Origin of the sequence: Microbispora sp. H10830, from assembly GCF_014161375.1 — a bacterium.
Lineage (GTDB): Bacteria > Actinomycetota > Actinomycetes > Streptosporangiales > Streptosporangiaceae > Microbispora > Microbispora catharanthi.
In genome coordinates this window covers 796,560-818,162 of sequence record NZ_JABBWX010000001.1, presented here as the reverse complement: position 1 = coordinate 818,162, position 21,603 = coordinate 796,560, and the positions used below count along the sequence as shown (strand labels likewise).

Here is a 21,603-nt window from a genome sequence, read left to right as displayed (position 1 = left end):
GAGCTGGGATCAGTGAGTGAGGATCTTGGAGAGGAAGTCGCGGGCGCGCTCGGTGCTCGGCTGGGTGAAGAACTCCGAGGGCGACCCCTCCTCGACGATCTGGCCGTCGGCCATGAACACGATCCGGTTGGCCGCCCGGCGGGCGAACCCCATCTCGTGGGTGACGACCATCATCGTCATGCCGTCCTTGGCCAGGCCGGTCATCACGTCGAGCACCTCCTGGACCATCTCCGGGTCGAGGGCCGAGGTGGGCTCGTCGAAAAGGATCATCTTGGGGTCCATGGCCAGTGCGCGGGCGATGGCCGCGCGCTGCTGCTGGCCGCCGGACAACTGGGCGGGATACTTGCCCGCCTGAGAGGCGATGCCGACCCGTTCGAGCAGTTCCATGCCCCGCTGCTCGGCCTGCTGCCGGGAGACCTTCCGCACCCTGGTCGGGCCGAGCGTGACGTTCTCCAGGATCGTCTTGTGGGAGAAGAGGTTGAAGGACTGGAACACCATCCCGACCTCGGACCGCAGGCGGGCCAGGGCCCTGCCCTCCGCGGGCAGCTCCCGCCCGTCGAAGACGATGGTCCCGGTGTCGATCGTCTCCAGGCGGTTGATCACCCGGCACAGCGTCGACTTGCCGCTGCCGGACGGGCCGATGACGACGACCACCTCGCCCCGGCCCACGCTCAGGTCGATGTCCCTGAGCACATGCAGGGGACCGAAATGCTTGTTGACTCCCTCCAGCCTGACAAGCGGGTCGGAACCACTGATCTCCGTCATGGTCAACAACGTAGGGGGGTCAATGCCGCCGAGTCACTAACGGGCCGGTACCGAATAGATCACATCCCGGCTGCTCAGGACATCACTCCCGGTTTGTCCGTACGGCCCGCCCCATGCGGCCCGGGACGCGGTCCCGGTTGGCTCCTGCCGACCTCTCACCGTGTAGGAGCACAGATGCTGAAAAATCCGGACCTGTTTCGGAAGACCGTGGCGGCGGCGGCCATGCTGGCGTGGCCCGTCCTGCTCGGCCTGGCCTTTCTGACCTCGCCGCCGGGCACCGAGCACGATCCCGCGGTGTTCCGCGCCAGCCCGGTGCAGGTGCAGGCCAGCGCGCTGCTGTTCCAGTGGGCGACCGTCTGCCTGGTCCCGGTGATCCTCGGGCTCGCCCACCTCCTCGGCGCGCGGGCGCCGCGCACCGGCAACATCGGCGCGGCCGTCGGCCTCACCGGCGCGGTCACCGCCACCTGCCTGTTCATGACCGACTTCTACGACCTGGCGCTGGCGCTCACCCTTCCGGACGCCCCGGCCGCCCGGGTGACCGAGGTGGCCGGCGCGCTCGGCGGGTTCGTGTACGGCATCCTCCTGCCGGGCTTCCTGCTCCACGTGGGCCTGCTGGTGCTCCTGGCGGGCCTGGCGGCGGTCCGGCGGGCGCCGTGGTGGGTCCCTGCGGCGGCGCTCGCGGGGACCTGCGGGCCGTTCCTCACGATGGGGCAGCCGCCGGCCGTCCAGGCCATCGGGTCGCTGTTCCACCTCGCGGCGTTCGGCGCGGTCGGGCTGAAGGTCCTGCGCATGCCCGTGGACGACTGGCGGGCCGCCTGAGCACCCGCGGGCGCCCGCCCGTCCGCTACAGGCCCGACTCCCTGACCCGCATGATCGCTTCGGCCCGGTCGGCCACGCGCAGCTTCGCGAAGATGCTGGACACGTGGTTGCGCACGGTCTTCTGGCTCAGCCCGAGCCGGGCCGCGATCTGGACGTTCGTCAGATGGCCGGCGACCAGGCCCAGGATCTCCCGTTCACGCGGGGTGAGTTCGGGAAAGCTCGGCTCGGGCCTGCGGCCGAGATCGGAGAAGTAGCCCATCAGCCGCCCGGCGAGGGCGGGGCCGAAGATCGCCTCGCCCTCGGCCACGGCCAGGATCGCACGCACGAGCTCGGCCCGCCGCGCGCCCTTGAGCACGTATCCGCGGGCCCCCGCGCGCAGTGCCGCGAAGACCGCGTCGTCGTCGTCCGCCATGCTGAGCACCAGGACCCGCACGTGCGGGTTGTCCCTCGTGATCCGCTCGGTCGCGGCCACCCCGCCCATGCCGGGCATGGCGAGGTCCATCAACACGACGTCGGGCTGCACGCGGGGGAGGAGGGCGAGGGCCTGCTCGCCGCTGGCCGCCTCGTCGGCGACCTCCATCTCCTCCACCGGCCGCAGGAGCGCGCGCAGCCCCGCCCGGAAGGCCGCGTGATCGTCAACCAGCAGCACGCGGATCGGCTCCATCGCCCGCCTCCCGTCTCGTGTCCTGCGCCGTGTCCTGCGCCGTGTCCTGCGCCGTGTTCAGGCGTGTGCTCTGGGCTGTGCTTTGGGCTGTGTTCTCGGCCGTGTTCTCGGCCGTGTTCCGGGCCGGAAGGCGGGCCAGCACGCGCGTCCCGCCACCGGGCCGCGGACCGATCGCGCAGGTGCCGCCGAGCTCGGCCGCCCGCTCGCGCATCGACGCCGTACCGACCCCGCTGCCACCGCCGTCCGCGTGCGGCTCGCCGCCCTCGTCGGCGATCTCCACTTCGAGCACGCCGGCAGGAGTCCCGCCGGTCATGCCGAGCCGTACGCGCACCCGCCCGGCTCCGGCGTGGCGGCGCGCGTTCGCCAGCGCCTCGGCCGCGATCCGGTATGCCGCCACCTCGACGGCCGCGGGCAGCGCCGGGAGGGATCCGTCGATCTCGACCTCGATCTCGACGCCGGGCAGCCGGGCCGCGTGCGACCTGATCGCCCCGGCCAGGCCCAGCGTGTCGAGGGCCGGTGGCCGCAGTCCCTCCACCAGCGTCCGTACGTCGCCCATCGCCGTGCGGGCGTCCGTCATGATCTCTTCGAGCATCGCCAGGGCGTCCGGGTCGCGCACCATGTCCTGCACGGCCTCCGCGCGCATGGTCAACGCGGCCAGCGTCGGCCCGAGGCCGTCGTGCAGGTCGCGCCGCAGCCGCCGCCGCTCCTCCTCGCGGGCCGCCACGAGCCGTTCACGCGAGCGCTGCAGGTCCGCCGACAGCCGCACGGCGTGCACGGCGATCCCCGTCTGGCGGGCGAGGTCGGCGAGAACCCGGCGATCTCTCGCGCCGAGCCCGCTCTCCCCCTGACGCGGAGACAGGACCAGGTCGCCCACCGGCTCGCCCCTGTGCACGAGCGGCAGCCGTACGGCGCCGGGGGAGGGCACGCCGTACGCGTGGGTCGGCCCTCCGGCCACCTCGACCGCGACGTGCGGCAGGCGCAGCGCCTCCGCCACCGACCGGGCCGCCGCGGCCAGCACCGCGCCCGGCTCCGCCGCCTCCTCCAGGCGCCTGCCCAGCAGGGCCAGCGCCGCGTACGGATCGTCGCGCCTGCCGTACATCACCAGATTGACGGCGCGTTGCAGCCGCTCGCGCAGCGGCGCGAAGACGAGGGCGACCACGCCGGCGGCGGCCACCGACACCGGCAGCCCGCCCGCCGTGCGGAACACCGCGCCGAGATAGGTGACCACGAGCACGTAACCGCCGAACACGCACGCCGACAGCAGCACGTAGACGAGCGTGCGGTTGATGACGAGGTCGATGTCGAACAGACCGTGCCGCAGCACCGCCACCGCGCCGGCGGCCGGCAGCAGGCAGGCCGCGAACGTCCCCAGAACCTCCCAGAACGGGCTGGTGATGGGCCAGATGGAGCGCGGGTCGCCGTCCGACAACCCCGCGGCCACCCGCCCCGCGACGATCAGCCCGGCGAGCCCCGCGGCGTACCCGAGCCACTTGAGCTGGATCCGCTCGTCGGCGTCGCCGCGCCCGGCCCGGCGTACGAGACCGGCCGCGCCCGCCACGAACAGGGCAGCCATCAGCCCGGTCGTCAGCGGTTCGACGAACGGGGAGACCACGGCGAGCGCGGGCACCCCAAGGGGGTTCGGCAGCGGCGTGCCCCATCCGAGCTGGTGGCTGGGGCCGGGCAGCAGGGCGCTCAGCCCGGTCGTCACGGCGGCGACCGCGGCGAGCGCCCACAGGGTCGCCCGCCACCCCGGCGACGACGGCCGTCCCGACGGGAAGAAGGCGGGCACGGCGGCGACCGACAGGTTGGCGGGGACCCACAGCCACGTCTGCGGCCAGGCCATCGGGGTCGCGAACGGCAGCCCGGCCAGGGCGTAGTGGCCGGTCGCGTCCAGCAGCGCGAAGCACAGGCCGCAGGCCGCCATCAGCCAGCCGACGGCGTTGCCCGGACGTTCGGCGGTGATCAGGCCGCCCACCAGCGCGCAGGCGGCGACGAAGAGGAGGTGGCTCTGGGCGAACAGCCCGGCGCCGTTGCGGTGACCGAAGACCAGGGCCGCGACGACCAGGAGCAGGCTGAGCACGCAGACCGCCCACGCCGTACGCCGCACTGCCCGCCTCCTCCGCGCCTCCGGCGCGACCGCCGAGTCGGGCTCAGGCTAGCGACCGAAATGCCCAGACGAACAGGACGATGTCCCAGGACGTCCCGGGGCCTCGCTGCGCCGGAACCTGGCCGGCGGACGGCGTCGCCGTCCTGTTCATCGCCGGGCGTCGCGGTTCCGGGTAGCGGCTCATCGTGGGACAGCTGCTCATCGTGGGACAGGGAAACTGAAAAGGCCGGCGTGACCGGCACGATGCTCGCTTCGTCCGGCGATCTGAGGCGCTTCGCGGACGGGGAGGCGCAGGACGAACCGTGCTCCCCGTTCGCTGTCCTGGATGGTCAAGGTGCCCTGATGTGCTTCTGCGATCTCCCGTGCGATCGCCAGCCCCAGCCCGGTCCCCCCTGAGTCCCGGTCGCGTGAGGCGTCCAGCCGGGTGAAGCGGTCGAAGACCGTCTCCCGGTGTTCCGGGGCGATGCCGGCGCCGTCGTCGAGGACCTCCAGCGTCGCCGTCGGCCCGTCGGCCCGCACGCTGACGGTGATCTGTGAGGTGGCGTGCCGTTCGGCGTTGTCGAGCAGGTTCACCAGGAGCCGGGTGATCCGCAACCGGTCGCAGTCGACGAAGACGTTCTGCTGGAGATCCCTCACGATCTCCATCCGGTAGGTGCGGCGGTCGAGCTCGCCACCGACCAGCCGGCCGAGGTCGGTCGGACTGAGGTCGAGGGGGGCGCGGGCGTCCAGCCTGGCCAGGGTCAGCAGGTCGGTCACGATCGCCTGCAGCCGGTCGACTCCGGCGAGCACCGCCGCGGTCGTCCTCGGCCAGTCGGCGTCGTCCGGATGCATGAGGGCCTCTTCGAGTTGGGCCCGCATGGCGGTGAGGGGGCTGCGCAGGTCGTGAGAGGCGTCAGAGGTGAACTGCCGCAGCTGCTTGTACGCGCCCTCGAGCCGGTCCAGGGTGTCGTTCACCGTTCCGGCCAAGAGCTTGATCTCTTCCTGGTTGTTGTGCGCCACGGGGACCCGGCGGTGGAGATGGGTGGCGGTGATCTCCGCCAGTTCCGTGCGGATGGCGTCCACCGCGGTCATATCCCTTTTGGCCACATGGAAAGTCCCGGCTGCCGTCATCGTGGTCATCAGCAGGGACATGCCGATCGCGAAGGACAGCGCCGCCGTGTTCCCGTACCAGGGGACCGTGGGCACCGCCACGTAGAGCAGCCAAGGCCCGTCCGGCTGATAGACCTTGTAGGAGAAGACGGTCATACAGCCCTTCAGCCCGGCCGGAGGGCACAGCACCCGTTCGGAGTGCACGCTTGCGCTGGTCGCGTGGAAGGTGGCCATCGGGGGCTTGCGGGCGAGTTGCGGCGTCGCCGCGACGACCTGGTGCCGTGTGTCCAGGACCTGGATCGCGATGTCCTTGCCCGCCGGCAGCACGGAGGGGAGGAACCCCTCTCTGATGAGGGGCACCGCCCGGTCCCACGCCCCGGTGACACGAGCCCGGGCCGCGTCGGCGTCCTTGCCGCCCACGACGACGAGGAAGAGCAGGCTGACCCCGGCGCACACCAGTGCCGCGACGGCGGAGTAACCGACCGTCCTGCGGACGAGAACGGATGATCGGTTCCAGTTCGACATCGGTGTAGGCCAATCCGTGGGGAGTGTGGGTCTCGTGCCTTCACCAGGGCACCACATAGACATGAATGATTCAATAAAGCGAACTTTTCGCTTTTCACAAGCCTGGGTAATGGCAGATGCGAGCCCTGGTCATGACGCGGATCCGCACCCAAGATCCGGTCCGCTCCGGGAGGGCTCGGCATGTGGCGGCGACGCCGCTGTCGTCGCCGCTTGTACGCGATCGAGTGCGCGACGTTCCGGTACGGGCGGGGGTGGGAAAGCGCCTACCCTTGTAGTGCGATGACTGCGACCACACAGACTGTGACGACACAGGGCGCCGAGGGCGTGACGACGACACAGGGCGCCGAAGGCGCGACGACACAGGGCGCCGAGCGGACCTACGAGGTGCGGACCTACGGCTGCCAGATGAACGTGCACGACTCCGAGCGGCTGTCCGGGCTGCTGGAGGACGCGGGATACGTCCGCGCGGCCGAAGGGGACACGCCGGACGTCGTCGTGTTCAACACCTGCGCCGTACGCGAGAACGCCGACAACCGGCTCTACGGCAACCTGGGCCACCTGCGGCCGATCAAGATGGCCCGCAAGGGCATGCAGATCGCGGTCGGCGGGTGCCTGGCGCAGAAGGACCAGGGCGAGATCGTCCGCCGGGCCCCCTGGGTGGACGTGGTCTTCGGCACCCACAACATCGGGTCGCTGCCGGTGCTGCTGGAGCGGGCCCGGATCGCCGAAGAGGCCCAGGTCGAGATCAAGGAGTCCCTGGAGACCTTCCCCTCCACGCTGCCGAGCCGCCGCGAGTCGGCCTACGCGGCCTGGGTGGCGATCTCGGTCGGGTGCAACAACACCTGCACGTTCTGCATCGTGCCGTCCCTGCGCGGCAAGGAGAAGGACCGCCGTCCCGGCGACGTCCTCAGCGAGGTGCGCACCCTGGTCGACCAGGGCGTCCTGGAGATCACTCTGCTGGGCCAGAACGTCAACACCTACGGCGTGGAGTTCGGCGACCGGCTGGCGTTCGGCAAGCTGCTGCGGGCCTGCGGGGACGTCGAGGGCCTGGAGCGGGTCCGCTTCACCTCGCCCCACCCGGCCGCCTTCACCGACGACGTGATCGCCGCCATGGCCGAGACGCCGAACGTGATGCACCAGCTGCACATGCCGCTGCAGTCCGGCTCCGACCGCATCCTCAAGGCCATGCGCCGGTCGTACCGGTCCGAGCGCTACCTTGGGATCATCGAGCGGGTCCGGGCCGCCATGCCGGACGCCGCGATCTCGACCGACATCATCGTGGGCTTCCCCGGCGAGACCGAGGAGGACTTCCAGCAGACCCTCGAGGTCGTGCGGCAGTCGCGCTTCGCCAACGCGTTCACGTTCCAGTACTCCATCCGCCCCGGCACCCCGGCCGCGACCATGGAGGACCAGGTGCCCAAGGCCGTCGTCCAGGAGCGGTACGAGCGCCTGGTCGCCCTCCAGGAGGAGATCTCCTGGGAGGAGAACAAGAAGCAGGTCGGGCGCACTCTGGAGGTGCTGGTCGCCGAGGGCGAGGGCCGCAAGGACGACGCCACCCACCGCCTGTCCGGCCGGGCCGCCGACAACCGTCTCGTCCACCTCGCCGCGTCCGATGTCGCCGCCGGCGCCCGTCCGGGCGACATGGTCACGGTCGAGGTGACCTACGCCGCGCCGCATCACCTGGTGGCCGACAAGGTCCTGTCCGTGCGGCGGACCCGCGCGGGCGACGCGTGGGAGGCGCGGCAGGCCGCTCCGCAGCGGGGCAGCGCGGTCAGCCTGGGGATGCCCACCATCGGCCGTCCCGCTCCGCTGCCCGCGGAGCCGTCCGCCTGCTCGGCCGTCTGACGCGCCGAGTCCGGCGACGGCGGGGTCACCGGCCGAGGCGGCTCAGGACCTCGTAGCAGTAGGCGCGCCGCAGGTCGTCGTCGAACCGCAGGCAGGGGTCCTGGATCCGGGTGCGCGTCACGCCGTCCGCCCCGGCCCGGGGCACGGCCGTGCCGCGCGTGCCCGTGTCCCGGGCCGCCGCGTCCTTGGCCGCGGGGTTCTCGGCGGCTGTGTTCTCGGCTCTGTTCTCGGTGGTGTTGTGTCCCGCCGGGTCGCCGGTCGCAGAGCTCCGTACGGCCGGCTTCGAGGCGTCCGGCGGAGCGACGCGGGCGGGCCGGGGCCGGTGCGTCTCCCTCGTCCCGGCGCGACCTGCCGCGCCGGTGGAGTCGCTTCCGCCGCTCCGGGACGACGAGACGGGCGAGGGCGGCCGGGACCGGGAGGAGGGGCCCGCCGTCCGGTCAGGGCGTCCGGACGACCGCGACGCTCCGGTCTCGTGACCGGGCGGCAGCGCACCGCCTCGACGTGCCGGCCGCTCTCGCTCCGGCTGTTCTCTCTTCGATTGTTCGCTTTCTGCGTTTTCCGGGTCGTCTCGCGTCGCCGCTTCCCCCGTCTCCTCCCGGTGCTCCGCCGCGCGTTCCGGTTCCGTTTCCGGCCGCTCGGATCCGGGTTTCCGCGGGGCGGTCGCCGGCGGGAAGAAGGGGCCGGCGGCGGGAAATCCCGGCGCCGGACGTGCCGGTGAGACCGCGGTGCCCAAATCGGCGGCCACCGGCCGGGCGGCGGAGGGCGCCGGATCCCGCGCGGGCAGGACGGCCAGGACGACGCCGAGCCCGGCGATCGCGGTCACGCCGATCACGCCCGTCAGGGCGAGGACGGGATGGCCGTCGCGCCGGTGCCGTGGGGTGGGGGAGAAATCCGGCAAGGTCGTGTTCTTCCATGCGGCGGTCGGTTGTTTCCGATTTCTCAGTCTGCCCGCCGCGGGCGAATTCCAGCGGTGGTTCCGTCGATTTCCGGGAACTCCAAATACGCCGCCCGGCCATTATTTAGAGAAATATCCTGAATGATGGTGAATATTGACTGAGCCGCGCCGTACCAGATGAAAGGCCGCGCATGACGGTGCTTCCGTCGAAGCGTGGCAGGGCCCGATCGCCGGACACGTCTTAGCATCGGCGGTGTGTCCGTTCGTGAACTGGTCGTCCTCGGCACCTCGAGCGCGGTGCCCACCCGTCACCGCAACCACAACGGTTACCTGCTCCGCTGGGACGGCGAGGGGTTCCTGTTCGATCCGGGAGAGGGCACCCAGCGGCAGATGCTGCACGCAGGGGTGAGCGCGCACGACGTCACCTGGATCTGCGTCACCCACTTCCACGGCGACCACTGCCTGGGGGTGCCCGGCGTGGTCCAGCGCATCGCCAGGGACAAGGTGAACCACGAGGTGCGGGCGGCCTACCCCGCGAGCGGCGAGACGTACTGGCGCAGGCTGCGCAACGCGTCGGCCTTCGCCGACACCGACGTGATCGCGCCCCGGCCGGTCTCCGGCGAGGTGGTCCGGTGGCCCTCGGGACCCGTGACGCTGACCGCGCGGCCGCTGTCGCACCCCGTCCAGTCGTACGGCTATCGCGTGGACGAGCCGGGCGGGCGCCGCATGCTGCCCGGGGAACTGGCCAGGCGGGGCGTGCGCGGGCCGATGGTCGGGGAGCTCCAGAGGCACGGCTCGCTGACGATGCCGGACGGCTCGACGGTCACGCTGGACGAGTGCAGCGCCCCCAAGCCGGGACAGAGCGCGGCCTTCGTGATGGACACCCGGGTGTGCGACGGGGCGTTCGCCCTCGCCGACGGCGTCGACCTGCTGGTGATCGAGTCGACGTTCCTGTCGGACGAGAGCGCGATGGCCGCGCAGTACGGGCACCTGACGGCGGCCCAGGCGGGTCAGATCGCGGCCGCCTGCGGGGTGCGGCGGCTGGTGCTCACGCACTTCTCCGAGCGGTACACGACGGCGGACGAGCCGCGCTTCGTGGACGAGGTGCGCAAGTCCTACTCGGGGGACGTCGTGACGGCCCGCGACCTCATGCGCGTCCCCGTGCCGAGGCGCCCGGACTACCAGGCCCAGCGGGCGGCGAAGTAGCCCACGCCGTAGGGCGCGTCGTCGTACAGCAGCTCGGAGGCGGCCGGCGGGGGTGTCTCCCGCGCCGCGCCGCCGAGGACCTGGAAGGCCGCCCGGCCCGCCGCCCACAGCTCCCGCGCCTCGTCCGGGTCGAGGCCGAGCAGACGCCCGGCGTCGCCCGAGGCGAGCGCGCCGGCGAGCACCTCGTCGTACGGCACGGCGTCGGGATGGATGTAACCCGGTGCCTTCTCGGTGCGCCTGGCCGAGCCGTCGCCCATGACCAGCAGCGCCACCCGCCGCGCCGACTCCGCCAGACGGCGGCCGAGCGCGGCGCACTCGGCGGGCGGCGCGTCGAATCCGACCGCCTCGAACCGAAGCACGGGCAGGCCGTCCCCGGACGCGTGCGCCCGCTCCAGCAGCCAGCGGCCGACCGTGAGCGACAGGGGCAGGACGAGATCCCCCGGGCCGACCCGGACGTCGGGGCCCCACGGGCGCAGCGTCCCCGCGGCGTCCCCGGGGAAGGACGCGGTGACCTCCGCGCCGCCGACCACGGCCAGCACGTCGGGGCGGGCGTCCAGGAGCGGGCCGACCGCGGCGGAGCAGGCCGCGCGCAGGTCGTCGAGTTCGGGCGCGGCGGCCCCGGCGACCTGTGGGACGAGCAGCGGAGGATGCGGGCAGACGGCAGCGGCGACCAGCACCCGATCACCCTACCCCGCCCGGCCACGCGCAGAATGGGACGTATGGACAGCAGCACGGTGGCGTTCGCGACCGTACCGACCAGGCTGGGCGACGTGCTCGCCGCCGTCACCGAGGACGGGGTCGCCGCGACGCATTTCCAGGACGGCCCCCTGCTCAGGGAGCGCATCGCCGATCGCCTCGGGATGGCCGTCGCCGACGACCCGGACCGTACGGCCACCGCCGGGGAGGAGCTGGCGGCGTACTTCCGGGGCGAGCTGAAGGAGTTCCGCGTGCCGGTGGACTGGCGGCTCATGTCGCCCCTGCAGCGGCAGGTCCTCGGCACGTTGTTCGCCACCGTCCCGTACGGCGAGGTGGTGACGTACGGGGAGCTGGCGGCGCGGAGCGGCACGGGGGTCCCGGCGCGGGCCATCGGCTCGATCATGGGCGCCAACCCGATCCCGATCATCGTGCCGTGCCACCGGGTCGTCGCGAGCAACGGGCTCGGCGGTTTCAGCGGCGGCGAGGGAGTGGAGTCCAAGCGGTGGCTGCTCACCCTCGAAGGCCACCTGCCTCCCACCCTCGACTGGGACATCTGACCTCCTCGCCGCTGGGACACTGGAGGGTGTGGGGCAGCTACCTGTGATTGCCGTGGTGGGCGCGACCGCGGCGGGAAAGTCCGACCTGGCCGTCGAGCTCGCGCTCCGTCTGGGCGGCGAGGTGATCAACACCGACTCCATGCAGCTCTACGAGGGCATGGACATCGGCACGGCCAAGCTGACCCATGAGGAGCGGCGCGGCGTCCCCCACCACCTGCTGGACATCTGGCCGGTGACGCGGACCGCCAGCGTGGCCGAGTACCAACGCCTCGTCCGCCCCCTGATCGAGGACCTGCGCTCCCGCGGCCGGGTGCCCGTGCTGGCGGGCGGCTCCGGGCTCTACGTGCGCGCCGCGATCGACGATCTGGAGTTCCCGGGCACCGACCCGGACGTGCGCGCCCGGCTGGAGAAGGAGCTCGCCGCGACCGGCCCGGCGCCCCTGTACGAGCGGCTCAAGGGCCTCGACCCGGTGGCGGCGGAGAACATCCTGCCGAGCAACGGCCGCAGGATCGTCCGCGCGCTGGAGGTCATCGAGCTGTCCGGGCGGCCGTTCTCCGCCACGATGCCGTCGTACGACGCGGTCTACGACAGCGTGCAGATCGGCGTCGAGGTGCCGCGGCCGGTCCTCGACGAGCGGATCGGGCGCCGGGTCGCCCTGATGTGGGAGGCCGGGCTGGTGGACGAGGTGCGCGCGCTCGCCGCGCGCGGCCTGGCCGAGGGCAGGACCGCCGGCCGGGCGCTCGGGTACGCGCAGGTGCTGCGCTTCCTCTCCGGGGAGTGGTCCGAGGATCAGGCGCGGGAGGAGACGGTGCGGGCCACCCGCAGGTTCGCCCGGCGGCAGGAGTCGTGGTTCCGCCGCGACCCCCGGGTGGTCTGGCTGCCGTTCGACGCGCCCGACCTGGCCGACCGCGCGATCGCTGTGATCACCGGCGCCTCCTAGACTGCTGCCATGCGGTTTGTGAAGGGCCACGGCACCGAGAACGACTTCGTCATCCTGCCGGACGCCGACGCCACGCTGGATCTGTCCGCGGCGGACGTCGTCGCGCTCTGCGACCGGCGCGCGGGCATCGGCGCCGACGGAGTGCTGCGCGTCGTGCGCGCCAAGCTCTGCCCCGAGGTGGCCGGGCAGGCCGGCGAGGCGGAGTGGTTCATGGACTACCGCAACGCGGACGGCGGCATACCCGAGATGTGCGGCAACGGCGTCCGGGTCTTCGCCCGCTACCTGGTGGACGCGGGCCTCGCGGCGCCCGGAGAGTTCGCCGTCGCCACCCGCGGGGGCCTCAAGCGCGTACGGCTCGGGGTGACGGGCGACGTGACCGTGGACATGGGCAGGCCGCGGGTGCTGGGGAACAGCCGCGCGGTCGTCGACGGGCGCGAGTGCCGCGGCGTGAACGTGAACATGGGCAACCCCCACCTGGCGTGCGCCGTGGAGGAGCCGGTGGCCGGGTTCGACCTCGGCCGCGAGCCGGACTTCGACCGCGCGGACTACCCGGAGGGCGTCAACGTCGAGATCTTCAACGCCGTGGGCGATCACAAGGTGACCATGCGGGTGCACGAGCGGGGCTCGGGGGAGACGCGCTCGTGCGGCACCGGGGCGGTCGCGACGGCCGTCGCCGCCGCCCAGGCCGCCGGGGAGACCACCGGCACCTGGGAGGTCCGGGTGCTCGGCGGCACGGTCACCGTCACGCTGGAGGAGGACACGAGCTACCTGTCGGGGCCGGCCGTCCTCGTCGCCTCGGGGGAGTGGCCCGCCGTCCTCTGATCGTTTCGGAGACTTGCAGAACCTTGTTCTGATCCGCCACTCTGGGTCTGGAGATTAGACCGAGGAGGGCGTATGGACCCGCGTGACGCGGTGGTGGAGACGAAGGCGGCCATCGGGGCCCTCGGCGGGGGCTTCATGATCTCCCGGGAGGTCAAGGAGCTGTGTGAGCGCCACGGCCTCGGTCCACGGGAGATGTACTTCCGGGGCAGGTGCGGCGTCCTCGGCGAGGTGGACGCCGACGTCGTGCTCGCGGCGGTCGTCTTCTTCCCGGCCCGGCACGTCCGCGAGTCGTGGGAGGGCGGGCGCAAGCTCCCGGCCGAGGAGGCCGCCGCGCTCTACGCCGGCGCCTGCCACGACTGGGGAGGGCGCAGGCTCGCCGGGTTCGGGAACGCCGACCGGCTGGCGGAGCTGCTCGCCGCCGTCGCCGACGGCGCCGACCCGTTCTGCGCGCCGCTGTTCGCCGGATGGCGGGCCATGCCGCGGCCCGGCGGCGGGCCCGCCCTGGCGGCCCACCTGCTGCACGTCGTGCGGGAACTGCGCGGCGCCCGGCACGCGACGGCCGTGGTGGCGCACGGACTCGGCCCGCTGGATGCCACCCTCGTGGGCGCGAACGACACCGGGACCCCGATCCCGTACGACCGCACCTCCGACGTCGCCCGCTTCCTCGCCTGGCCCGAGCCCTACCCGGAGCCGTCGGCGGAGGCGGCGGAGCGCAGGGCCAGGGCGGAGGAGCTGACCGACGACCTCGTCGCCCGCGCGTACGCGGCGCTCGGCCCGGCGGAGCTCGCCGAGCTCTGCACCCTCCTCCGGGAGGCGTCCCAGGCGGCCCGGGCGCGCTGACGCGCCGGTGAGCCGAAGGCCGCGTTCGTTTGGGTCATGGTCGGCGACCTGGCAGACTGACTGCTCATGGACGTGGACATCTGGGCCTGGGTCGGTGGCACCCAGCGTGAACTGCACGAGGCGGGCAACACGGGGCTGGCCATGGCGCTGGGTGACGTGCCCGCGCAGGCGCTGGAGGGCCGTTTCACCCAGCTCGACGTCGTGGCGCCGGCGATCGCGCAGAACGCCGAGACGCTGGAGAAGCCGTGGCTGGAGTTCTTCGCGCGCTACTGGCACCTGCTCGGCCGGGTGGGCGACCGGGCGATCGGCGCGGCCGCGCTCGACGACGCCGTCGCGCTGGCGGACTTCGCCCAGCGTGACGACGTCCGCGACTGTCCCGCCGCCCCCGGCGCCGTGGAGGTCCTGGCGATGGCCCAGGCCAACACCGACGGCCCCGGCTACGCCGAGGCCCGGCTGGCCGCCCTCGGCGCGGCCCTCGACGGCGTCGGCCCGGACTCACTCGCCTTCTCCGGCCTGGCCACGCAGTACGTCGCCGCGCTGATCGACGCGGGCCAGGCGGCCGAGGCCGTCGCGTACGCCGAGGCGGCGGTCGAGCGCCTGCGCGGCGAGGGACGCGAGGCGAGCTGGGAGCTGGGCGCCGCCTCCGCGCGGGCGCTGCTCGCCGCCGGGCGCCCGGACGACGCCCTGGCCGCGCTCGACGCCTCGACCGGTTTCAAGCCGGACGACCCGGTCGCGAAGGGCCGCCGCGAGACCCTGCTCAGGTCGCGGGTGCTGGCCACTCTCGGCCGTATGCAGGAGGCCGTGGACGCGCTGCCCGACCTCGACGTGGTGGGCGACCACGCGCGCGAATGGGTGGAATGGGCGCGCACCGTCCGGATGCTCACCGAAGGCATCGCCAACACCTGGCAGCTCGGCCGCATCCTGCGTCAGTGGATCGCCTACTTCGAGAGCGTGGGCGGCCACGGCGCCAGGTTCGAGCTGGCGCTGACGGCCGGGCACCTGGCGGTCGCCCGGCAGGGCCTGTGGCAGGCCCGCCTGCTGGCCGACTACGCCGAGGCCGCGATCGCCGACCTCCGCGCCACCGAGGGACTCGCCGAGCGGGTGGCCGAGCTGCGCGCCGCGGCCGACGCCGCCAAGGAGCTTCCGCCGCCCGGCCCCCGCGACGAGCTGGTGGCCTACTTCGACGCCGCCGACGGCCGCACGGCCGACCCCGAGCGGTGGGTGGGCTGGCTGTGGCCGCTGTCCGGCACCGACCTCGAGGCGACCCGGCGGCACACCACGACGCTCGGGTTCCTCGGTTACGCCCCGGTGGGCGCCGACGTCTACTGGAAGACGATCGTCGAGGACGGCGACCCGGCCGCCGCCGGCGACGAGGACATCTCCTACCTCACCGGCCTGCTCATCGAGGCCGGGCAGGACGAGCGGGTGGAGACCCTGGCGGCCCGGCTGCCGGAGACCCGTTCGCACCTCGCGCTCGCCCGGCTCCACCGCGCGCGCGAGCGCTGGGAGCAGACGGCGGCCGAGGCCGAGCAGGCGGTCGCCCACGAGGGCGGGCTGGAGGCACGCCGCCTGTGGTCGGGCGCCGTCCAGCAGCTCGGCGACAACGTCAAGGCGGCCGAGATCCTCAAGCCGCTGCTCGACTCCGGCGAGGGCGAGGAGGAGGACGTCTGGCGGATCATCGTCCTGTCCACCGCCGTGGAGGACTGGGCGACCGTCCGCGCCGCGGGCACCAAGCTCGGCATGCCGATCGAGCCGGGTGAGGGCCCGATCGAGGAGGAGTGGCACCTGGTCCGGGTGATCCTCCCCGCCCCCGACGGCAGCCAGCGGGAGGTGCTCGCCGTACGGACCGGCCCGGCCACCGCGCGCCTGGCGATCCCGCAGCCGCGCGGCATGGAGTACAACGCGGGCGACGTCGTCGTGATCGACCCCCGGCCGCTTGAGCCGATCCCCGAGAACGAGCAGGAGCGGGAGAGCTTCGTCATCCCGTTCGCCGGGGTGACGATGCTGCGCCCGGGCGGCTACACGAGCTGGTTCTTCGACGGCGCGGCGCCGTCGGAGGACGAGTGGGCCGAGTTCAACGAGGTCCTCGCCGAGCGCGGCTGGCCGATGTGGGTCTACAGCGACGAGAACTACCGCGTCACCCACCCGGCCACCGGCGAGCAGCTTCCCGGCGTGTTCGGCTGGATCGCGATCCCGCCCGCCGTGCGGCCGGCGGAGCTGGACGCCGTTCTCGACGACGTCACCGAGCAGTGGTCGCACCCGCTGGCGTGGCTCGACCTCGCCCGTGAGGTCGGCATCGAGGCCGAGCGGCACGAGCGGATCTCCAAGGAGTACGGCCTCTGATCCGCCAGTCCGCCACCCTGGCGAAACCTTGCTCTAGAGTCGGGTTCGATTCTTGAGCGAGGAGGCGGCGTGATCCTGGACCGGTTCCGTCTTGACGGCAAGGTGGCCATCGTGACGGGGGCCTCGTCGGGGCTCGGCGTCGCCTTCGCCAGGGGCCTGGCGGAGGCGGGCGCCGACGTGGCGATCGGGGCCCGCCGTCCCGAAGGGCTGGAGCGCACCCGGCGGCTGGTCGAGGAGACCGGCCGCCGCTGCCTGGCGGTCCCGACCGACGTGTCGGTCCCCGAGGAGTGCCAGGCCCTCGTCGACGCGGCCATGGGCGAGTTCGGCCGCGTCGACGTGCTGATCAACAACGCGGGCGTCGGCACGGCCGTGCCCGCCCTGCGGGAGACGCCCGGCGAGTTCCGCCGCGTGCTCGACGTCAACCTGAACGGCACCTATTGGATGGCCCAGGCCTGCGCCCGGGTCATGCGGCCGGGATCGTCGATCGTCAACATCGGCAGCGTGCTCGGCGAGACCACGGCCGGGCTGCCGCAGGCGGCCTACAGCGCGTCGAAGGCCGCCGTCGTCGGCCTGACCCGTGACCTCGCCCAGCAGTGGACCTCGCGCCGGGGCATCCGGGTCAACTGCCTGGAGCCTGGCTTCTTCGACTCGGAGATGACCGCACGGTATCCCGACGGCTACCTCGACAGCATGCGGGAGCAGCGGGTCCTGATGAAGCGCTCGGGTGACCCGGAGGAACTCGTCGCCGCCGCCGTCTTCCTCGCCTCCGACGCCGGTTCGTACGTCACCGGGGCGGTGCTCCCGGTCGACGGAGGCATTCTCACCACCTGAGCCCGGCCCCGGGTGCCACCTCGCCGGGACGGGCCCTCACGCCGTGCCGCCGCGCCCTCACTGCCCGGTAAGGCCCGTGGGGCAAAAGATCACTGGACGATCACGATATGGAGATTAGGTGGCATTTTTCACCATATGAGGGGCAGCAGGGCCCTAGCCTCAGACCTGTTGTCAAAACAGGATCCGTGTTGCGCGTAGCGCAACGCCTGTGCGTGTGCCCTGAGGAGTCGTTGGCCCCCCGCTCTTCATTCACGGCGTGCGAGCGGCAGCCCTCGCGCCGTGCTTTGGCGTTTCCGGGCGTCCACGCCGCCTCGCGGGCGAGCGCCAAGTGAGGGGAATCAGAGTGGGCACAGCCGCGATCGAGGTTCGCGGGCTCTGGAAGATCTTCGGTCCCAAGGCCGACCGGATCATCGGCAGCCCCGACGCCGAGCTTGAGCCCGCGCAACTGCGGGCGAAGACGGGGTGCACCGCCGCCGTCAGGGACGTCAGCTTCGAGGTACGCCCGGGCGAGGTCTTCGTCGTCATGGGCCTGTCCGGCAGCGGCAAGTCGACGCTCGTGCGCTGTCTCACCCGGCTGATCGAGCCGACGGCGGGCGAGCTGCGCATCGACGGTCAGGACGTGCGCGCCATGTCGGCCAGGCAGTTGCGGGAGCTTCGCCGTCACCGGGTGAGCATGGTCTTCCAGCACTTCGGGCTGCTGCCGCACCGGAAGGTCGTGGACAACGTCGGCTACGGCCTGGAGATCCAGGGCGTCGGAAAGACCGAGCGGCACGAGAAGGCCCGGCGCATCCTGTCGCTGGTCGGGCTGGAGGGCCACGAGGACTCCTATCCCGAGCAGTTGTCGGGCGGCATGCAGCAGCGGGTGGGGCTGGCCCGGGCGCTCGCCGTCGACCCCGAGGTGCTGCTGTTCGACGAGCCGTTCAGCGCGCTCGACCCGCTGATCCGCCGCGACATGCAGGCCGAGGTCATCCGGCTGCACCGCGAGGTCGGCAAGACCATGGTCTTCATCACCCACGACCTGTCCGAGGCGCTCAAGCTCGGCGAGCGCATCGCGATCATGCGGGCGGGCGCGATCGTGCAGCTGGGCACTCCCGAGGAACTGGTCGGGGCGCCCGCCGACGACTACGTGGCCGACTTCGTACGGGACGTTCCGAGGGCGCAGGTGCTGTCGCTGCGCTGGATCTCCCGCGCCCCCGCGCCTGACGAGCCGCTCGACGGTCCCGAACTGCCCGCCGACACCGTGATCCACGACGCGGTCCCGGCCGCGATGGCGTCCGACCGGCCCATCCGGGTCGTCGCCGACGGCGAACTGGTCGGCGTGGTGAGCCGCGTCGACCTCCTCGGCGCGGTGCGGCCCGAGACCGAATCCGTGGTCGTCTCCGCACCCGCAGAAAAGCCCGCCGACGAGTCCGACGAGTCCGCAGAGGAAGCCGCCGGGAAGCCCGCCGAGGAAGCCGCCGACGAGTCCGCAGAGGACGCTGCCGAGGAACCCGCCGGCTCGGAGGAGTCCGGAGACGACGAGCCCGTCGCCTCCGGAGGGGCAGGCGAGGACGCCCCCGCCGTCGAGGCCGTTCAGGAGAGGCCGTCCGGTGAGGACGTCCACCAGGAGCCGTCCGGCGAGGACGTTCAGGAGGAGCAGCCGGCGCGGGACGAGGGCGACACCTCCGCGACCGCCAAGGCGAGGACTCGTGGGGGCGCGGCGGTCGCCTCCGCCGGCGCGCCCGGGGAGGCGTAGATGGTGAGCGCGCCTGTTCAGGTGGCGCCGCCCGTGCAGGCCCCGGCGCGGGTCCGGCGCCTGCCGCGGTGGGTCGCGCCGGTCGCCGGGGTCGTCGCCGTGGTGGCCCTCTACGTGGCCTTCCGCTCCAAGGCCACGCTGCCGCACGACGACGACGCCACCCTTTTCCACTGGCTCAACGACGCCCGCGACTGGGTCGACGCCAACCGCAACAGCAGCCCGATCTTCCTGTACGTCGTCAACTACCTCCGCCTGGGTGCGGCGGAGGTCTTCGCGCTGATCCAGGGTGCCCTGGTGGCGCTGGGGTGGCCCGGGCTCGTCGGCCTGGCCGCCGGCCTCGGCTGGCTCGCGGGCGGCTGGCGGATCGCGCTCGTCTCGCTCGCGGGCTTCGCCGGCCTCGGCGTGCTCGGGTTCTGGGAGGCGAGCGTCGAGACGCTCGCGCTGACGCTGTCCGCGGTGGTGCTGTCGCTGCTGTTCGGCATCCCGCTGGGGATCTGGGCCGGCCGCTCGCCCCGCGTCCGCCGGATCGTGACGCCGGTGCTCGACGTCATGCAGATCATGCCGACGTTCTCCTACCTGTCGCCGATGGTGCTGCTGTTCCTCATCGGGTCGGCGTCGTCGACGATCGCGACGATGATCTACGCGATGCCGCCGGCGATCCGGATCACCGCGCTGGCCATCGAGCGGGTCTCCGGCGTGACGGTGGAGGCGTCGGAGTCGCTGGGCGCCACCCGCTGGCAGACGCTGCGCAAGGTCCGCCTGCCGCTGGCGCTCAACACGATCATGCTGGGCGTCAACCAGACGATCGCCGCGGCTCTGTCGATGGTGCCGTTGACGGCGTTGATCGCGGCGCCGGGTCTTGGCGAGGACCTGCTCCGCGCGCTCGCCCGGGTCAACGTGGGCGCCGCGCTGGTGCCCGGCGTCGCGATCGTGCTGATCGCCATCGTGCTCGACCGCATGACGCGGGCGGCGGCGCAGCGGCGCGAGGGCGGGAGCCGGGCGAGGATCGTCCGCTGGGGTGGTTTCGCCGTCCTCACGGCCGCCGGGCTCGCCCTGACCCCCGTGCTGGCGCAGGAGTTCCCCGAGCGGTGGCAGGTGCAGATCGTCCGGCCGATCAACGACGTGGCCGACTGGATCGAGGCGCACTGGTACACCTTCACCGGCTTCCTCAACGACGCCGTCGCGTACGGCCTGCTCAACCCGCTGCAGGACGTGCTGACCAGCGCTCCCTGGTGGCTGGTCACGGCGGCGGTGCTGGCGTTCGCCTGGCGGGTGAGCGGCGCGGGCCCCGCCCTGGTCGCCGCCGCCTGCCTCCTGGGCGTCGCCGCGCTCGGCCTGTGGGAGCACGGCATGGAGACGCTGACGATGGTGCTGGTCGGCTCGTTGATCACGATCGCGGTCGGGCTCGTGCTCGGCGCGGCGGCGGCGCGGTTGCGGTGGTTCGCCGCCGTGCTGCGGCCGCTCCTCGACGCCGCGCAGACGATGCCGTCGTTCTCCTACCTGCTGCCCGCCGTCGCCCTGTTCGGCAACGGCCGCTTCACCGCGATCGTGGCCGCGTTCATCTACGCGGTGCCGGTGGTCGCGCGCCTGGTCGAGGACGGCCTGCGGGCGGTCCCCGCGACCGTGATGGAGGCGGCGAAGTCCGCCGGTTCCACCGACCGGCAGCTGCTGTGGAAGGTCCAGCTTCCGATGGCCCGCGGCTCGCTGCTCCTGGCGGCGAACCAGGGCATCGTCATGACGCTGGCGATGGTGGTGATCGGCGCGCTGGTCGGTGCGGGGGCCCTCGGATACGACGTCGTGGCCGGGTTCGCGCAGCAGGAGGACTACGGCAAGGGCCTCGCGGCCGGCGTCGCCCTGGTCCTCCTCGGAATCATGCTCGACCGGATCACGCAAGGCGCCAACGGGCGCCGCTCTCCCCACAAGAAGAGGAACGCATGAAGAAGTTACGCCTAATCGCAGGGATTCTCGTTCTCGGCCTCAGCGCGGCCGCCTGCGGAGGCGCCAAGGTCGAGGACGATTCCGCGGCCGCGCCGAGCGCGAGCGCGGCGGGCTCCGCGGGCGCGTCCGCGGCGGGCACGGTCAAGATGGCCATCAACGGCTGGGTCGGCTACGAGGCCAGCGCCGCCGTGGTGTCCTATCTGATGGAGCACGAGCTCGGCTACAAGGTCGAGAAGGTGACGCTCGCCGAGGAGCCGTCCTGGCAGGGCATGGAGTCGGGCGACGTCGACGTCATCATCGAGAACTGGGGCCACCCGGACCTCAAGAAGAAGTACATCGAGGAGAAGAACGTCGCCGTCGAGGCGGGCAGCACCGGCAACAAGGGCGTCATCGGCTGGTACGTGCCCGAGTGGATGGCGCAGAAGTACCCCGACATCACCGACTACAAGAACCTGAACAAGTACGCCGACCTGTTCAAGACCTCCGAGTCGGACGGCAAGGGCCAGATGCTGGACGGCGACCCGTCCTTCGTCACCAACGACGAGGCGCTGGTCAAGAACCTGAAGCTCGACTACAAGGTGGTCTACGCGGGCAGCGAGGCCGCGCTGATCAAGGCCGCCAAGCAGGCGACCGAGCAGAAGAAGCCGCTGCTCATGTACTTCTACGAGCCGCAGTGGCTGTTCAACCAGGTCAAGCTGGTGAAGGTCAACCTCCCCGCGTACACGGAGGGCTGCGACAGCGACCCCAAGAAGGTCGACTGCGACTACCCGCCGTACGACCTCGACAAGATCGTGAGCAAGAAGTTCGCCGACACCGGCGGCAAGGCCTACGAGCTGGTCAAGGCCTTCCAGTGGACGAACGACGACCAGAACGCGGTCGCCGACGACATCACCAACAACGGCATGTCGGCCGAGGACGCGGCCAAGAAGTGGGTGGAGGCCAACACCGCCAAGTGGCAGGCCTGGATGCCCAAGTGATCCGGGACG

At 72.4% G+C, this 21,603-nt stretch carries 17 protein-coding genes and 1 pseudogene; 12 read left to right on the top strand and 6 right to left on the bottom strand.

All coding sequences use genetic code 11. The features are described 5' to 3' along the window. Positions 1-9: 9 nt before the first annotated feature. Positions 10-765, bottom strand: coding sequence for an amino acid ABC transporter ATP-binding protein (locus tag HHX35_RS03820; protein ID WP_139576152.1), 756 nt, complete (start codon positions 763-765; stop codon positions 10-12). Between the two features lie 174 nt (positions 766-939). On the opposite strand from HHX35_RS03820, the gene HHX35_RS03815 reads away from it, so the two are divergent. Beyond that, the gene (locus HHX35_RS03815; RefSeq protein ID WP_182897573.1) at positions 940-1,584 is read left to right on the top strand and encodes a hypothetical protein; all 645 of its coding nucleotides are present in this window, start codon (positions 940-942) and stop codon (positions 1,582-1,584) included. Positions 1,585-1,609: 25 nt separating this feature from the next. Here the strand turns inward: HHX35_RS03815 and HHX35_RS03810 are convergent, their stop codons facing one another. From HHX35_RS03810 to HHX35_RS03800, 3 genes are all read right to left on the bottom strand, one after another. Then, positions 1,610-2,248, bottom strand: coding sequence for a response regulator transcription factor (locus HHX35_RS03810; protein WP_182897572.1), 639 nt, complete (start codon positions 2,246-2,248; stop codon positions 1,610-1,612). After that, positions 2,220-4,355, bottom strand: a complete 2,136-nt coding sequence (locus tag HHX35_RS44475) for a sensor histidine kinase (protein WP_182897571.1) — start codon at positions 4,353-4,355, stop codon at positions 2,220-2,222. Before HHX35_RS44475 ends, HHX35_RS03810 begins: the two co-directional genes overlap by 29 nt. Before the next feature lie 198 nt (positions 4,356-4,553). Further along, positions 4,554-5,969, bottom strand: coding sequence for a cell wall metabolism sensor histidine kinase WalK (locus HHX35_RS03800; protein WP_182897570.1), 1,416 nt, complete (start codon positions 5,967-5,969; stop codon positions 4,554-4,556). 384 nt (positions 5,970-6,353) lie between these two features. Here HHX35_RS03800 and miaB point away from each other — a divergent pair, with 384 nt between their 5' ends. After that, positions 6,354-7,814 carry a tRNA (N6-isopentenyl adenosine(37)-C2)-methylthiotransferase MiaB gene (gene miaB, locus HHX35_RS03795; RefSeq protein WP_310738897.1) on the top strand — a complete coding sequence of 487 codons (1,461 nt, stop codon included), beginning with the start codon at positions 6,354-6,356 and terminating at the stop codon, positions 7,812-7,814. 25 nt (positions 7,815-7,839) lie between these two features. On the opposite strand, the gene HHX35_RS03790 is transcribed toward miaB, so the two are convergent. Continuing rightward, positions 7,840-8,712: a hypothetical protein gene (locus tag HHX35_RS03790; RefSeq protein ID WP_182897568.1), complete on the bottom strand. Its 873-nt coding sequence runs from the start codon at positions 8,710-8,712 to the stop codon at positions 7,840-7,842. Between the two features lie 252 nt (positions 8,713-8,964). Here HHX35_RS03790 and HHX35_RS03785 point away from each other — a divergent pair, with 252 nt between their 5' ends. Continuing rightward, the gene (locus HHX35_RS03785; RefSeq protein ID WP_182897567.1) at positions 8,965-9,915 is read left to right on the top strand and encodes a ribonuclease Z; all 951 of its coding nucleotides are present in this window, start codon (positions 8,965-8,967) and stop codon (positions 9,913-9,915) included. Here HHX35_RS03785 and HHX35_RS03780 read toward each other — a convergent pair. Next, positions 9,888-10,592: a class III extradiol dioxygenase subunit B-like domain-containing protein gene (locus HHX35_RS03780; RefSeq protein WP_182897566.1), complete on the bottom strand. Its 705-nt coding sequence runs from the start codon at positions 10,590-10,592 to the stop codon at positions 9,888-9,890. The two genes, HHX35_RS03785 and HHX35_RS03780, sit on opposite strands and share 28 nt — an antisense overlap. Positions 10,593-10,634: 42 nt before the next feature. Here HHX35_RS03780 and HHX35_RS03775 point away from each other — a divergent pair, with 42 nt between their 5' ends. The 9 genes and pseudogenes from HHX35_RS03775 (at position 10,635) to HHX35_RS03735 (ending at position 21,594) form a co-directional block, all read left to right on the top strand. Next, positions 10,635-11,168 (top strand): methylated-DNA--[protein]-cysteine S-methyltransferase, encoded by a 534-nt coding sequence (locus tag HHX35_RS03775; RefSeq protein ID WP_182897565.1) that lies wholly within the window; start codon positions 10,635-10,637, stop codon positions 11,166-11,168. 28 nt (positions 11,169-11,196) lie between these two features. Next, positions 11,197-12,108 carry a tRNA (adenosine(37)-N6)-dimethylallyltransferase MiaA gene (gene miaA, locus HHX35_RS03770; RefSeq protein ID WP_182897564.1) on the top strand — a complete coding sequence of 304 codons (912 nt, stop codon included), beginning with the start codon at positions 11,197-11,199 and terminating at the stop codon, positions 12,106-12,108. A gap of 9 nt (positions 12,109-12,117) precedes the next feature. Further along, on the top strand, positions 12,118-12,930 hold the full coding sequence (dapF, locus tag HHX35_RS03765; RefSeq protein WP_182897563.1) for a diaminopimelate epimerase: 813 nt from the start codon (positions 12,118-12,120) through the stop codon (positions 12,928-12,930). 72 nt (positions 12,931-13,002) lie between these two features. Beyond that, complete coding sequence (locus HHX35_RS03760; protein WP_182897562.1) at positions 13,003-13,770, top strand: SCO6745 family protein; 768 nt, start codon at positions 13,003-13,005, stop codon at positions 13,768-13,770. Between the two features lie 66 nt (positions 13,771-13,836). Then, on the top strand, positions 13,837-16,113 hold the full coding sequence (locus tag HHX35_RS03755; protein WP_182897561.1) for a tetratricopeptide repeat protein: 2,277 nt from the start codon (positions 13,837-13,839) through the stop codon (positions 16,111-16,113). Positions 16,114-16,182: 69 nt separating this feature from the next. Then, positions 16,183-16,944, top strand: coding sequence for an SDR family oxidoreductase (locus HHX35_RS03750; protein ID WP_310738882.1), 762 nt, complete (start codon positions 16,183-16,185; stop codon positions 16,942-16,944). A gap of 328 nt (positions 16,945-17,272) precedes the next feature. Beyond that, positions 17,273-18,295 (top strand): annotated as a pseudogene (locus HHX35_RS03745) (glycine betaine/L-proline ABC transporter ATP-binding protein); the annotation flags it as partial. A 384-nt stretch (positions 18,296-18,679) separates the two neighbouring features. Further along, positions 18,680-20,617, top strand: coding sequence for a proline/glycine betaine ABC transporter permease (locus HHX35_RS03740; protein ID WP_182897560.1), 1,938 nt, complete (start codon positions 18,680-18,682; stop codon positions 20,615-20,617). Continuing rightward, the gene (locus HHX35_RS03735; protein WP_182897559.1) at positions 20,614-21,594 is read left to right on the top strand and encodes an ABC transporter substrate-binding protein; all 981 of its coding nucleotides are present in this window, start codon (positions 20,614-20,616) and stop codon (positions 21,592-21,594) included. Before HHX35_RS03740 ends, HHX35_RS03735 begins: the two co-directional genes overlap by 4 nt. Positions 21,595-21,603: the final 9 nt, after the last annotated feature.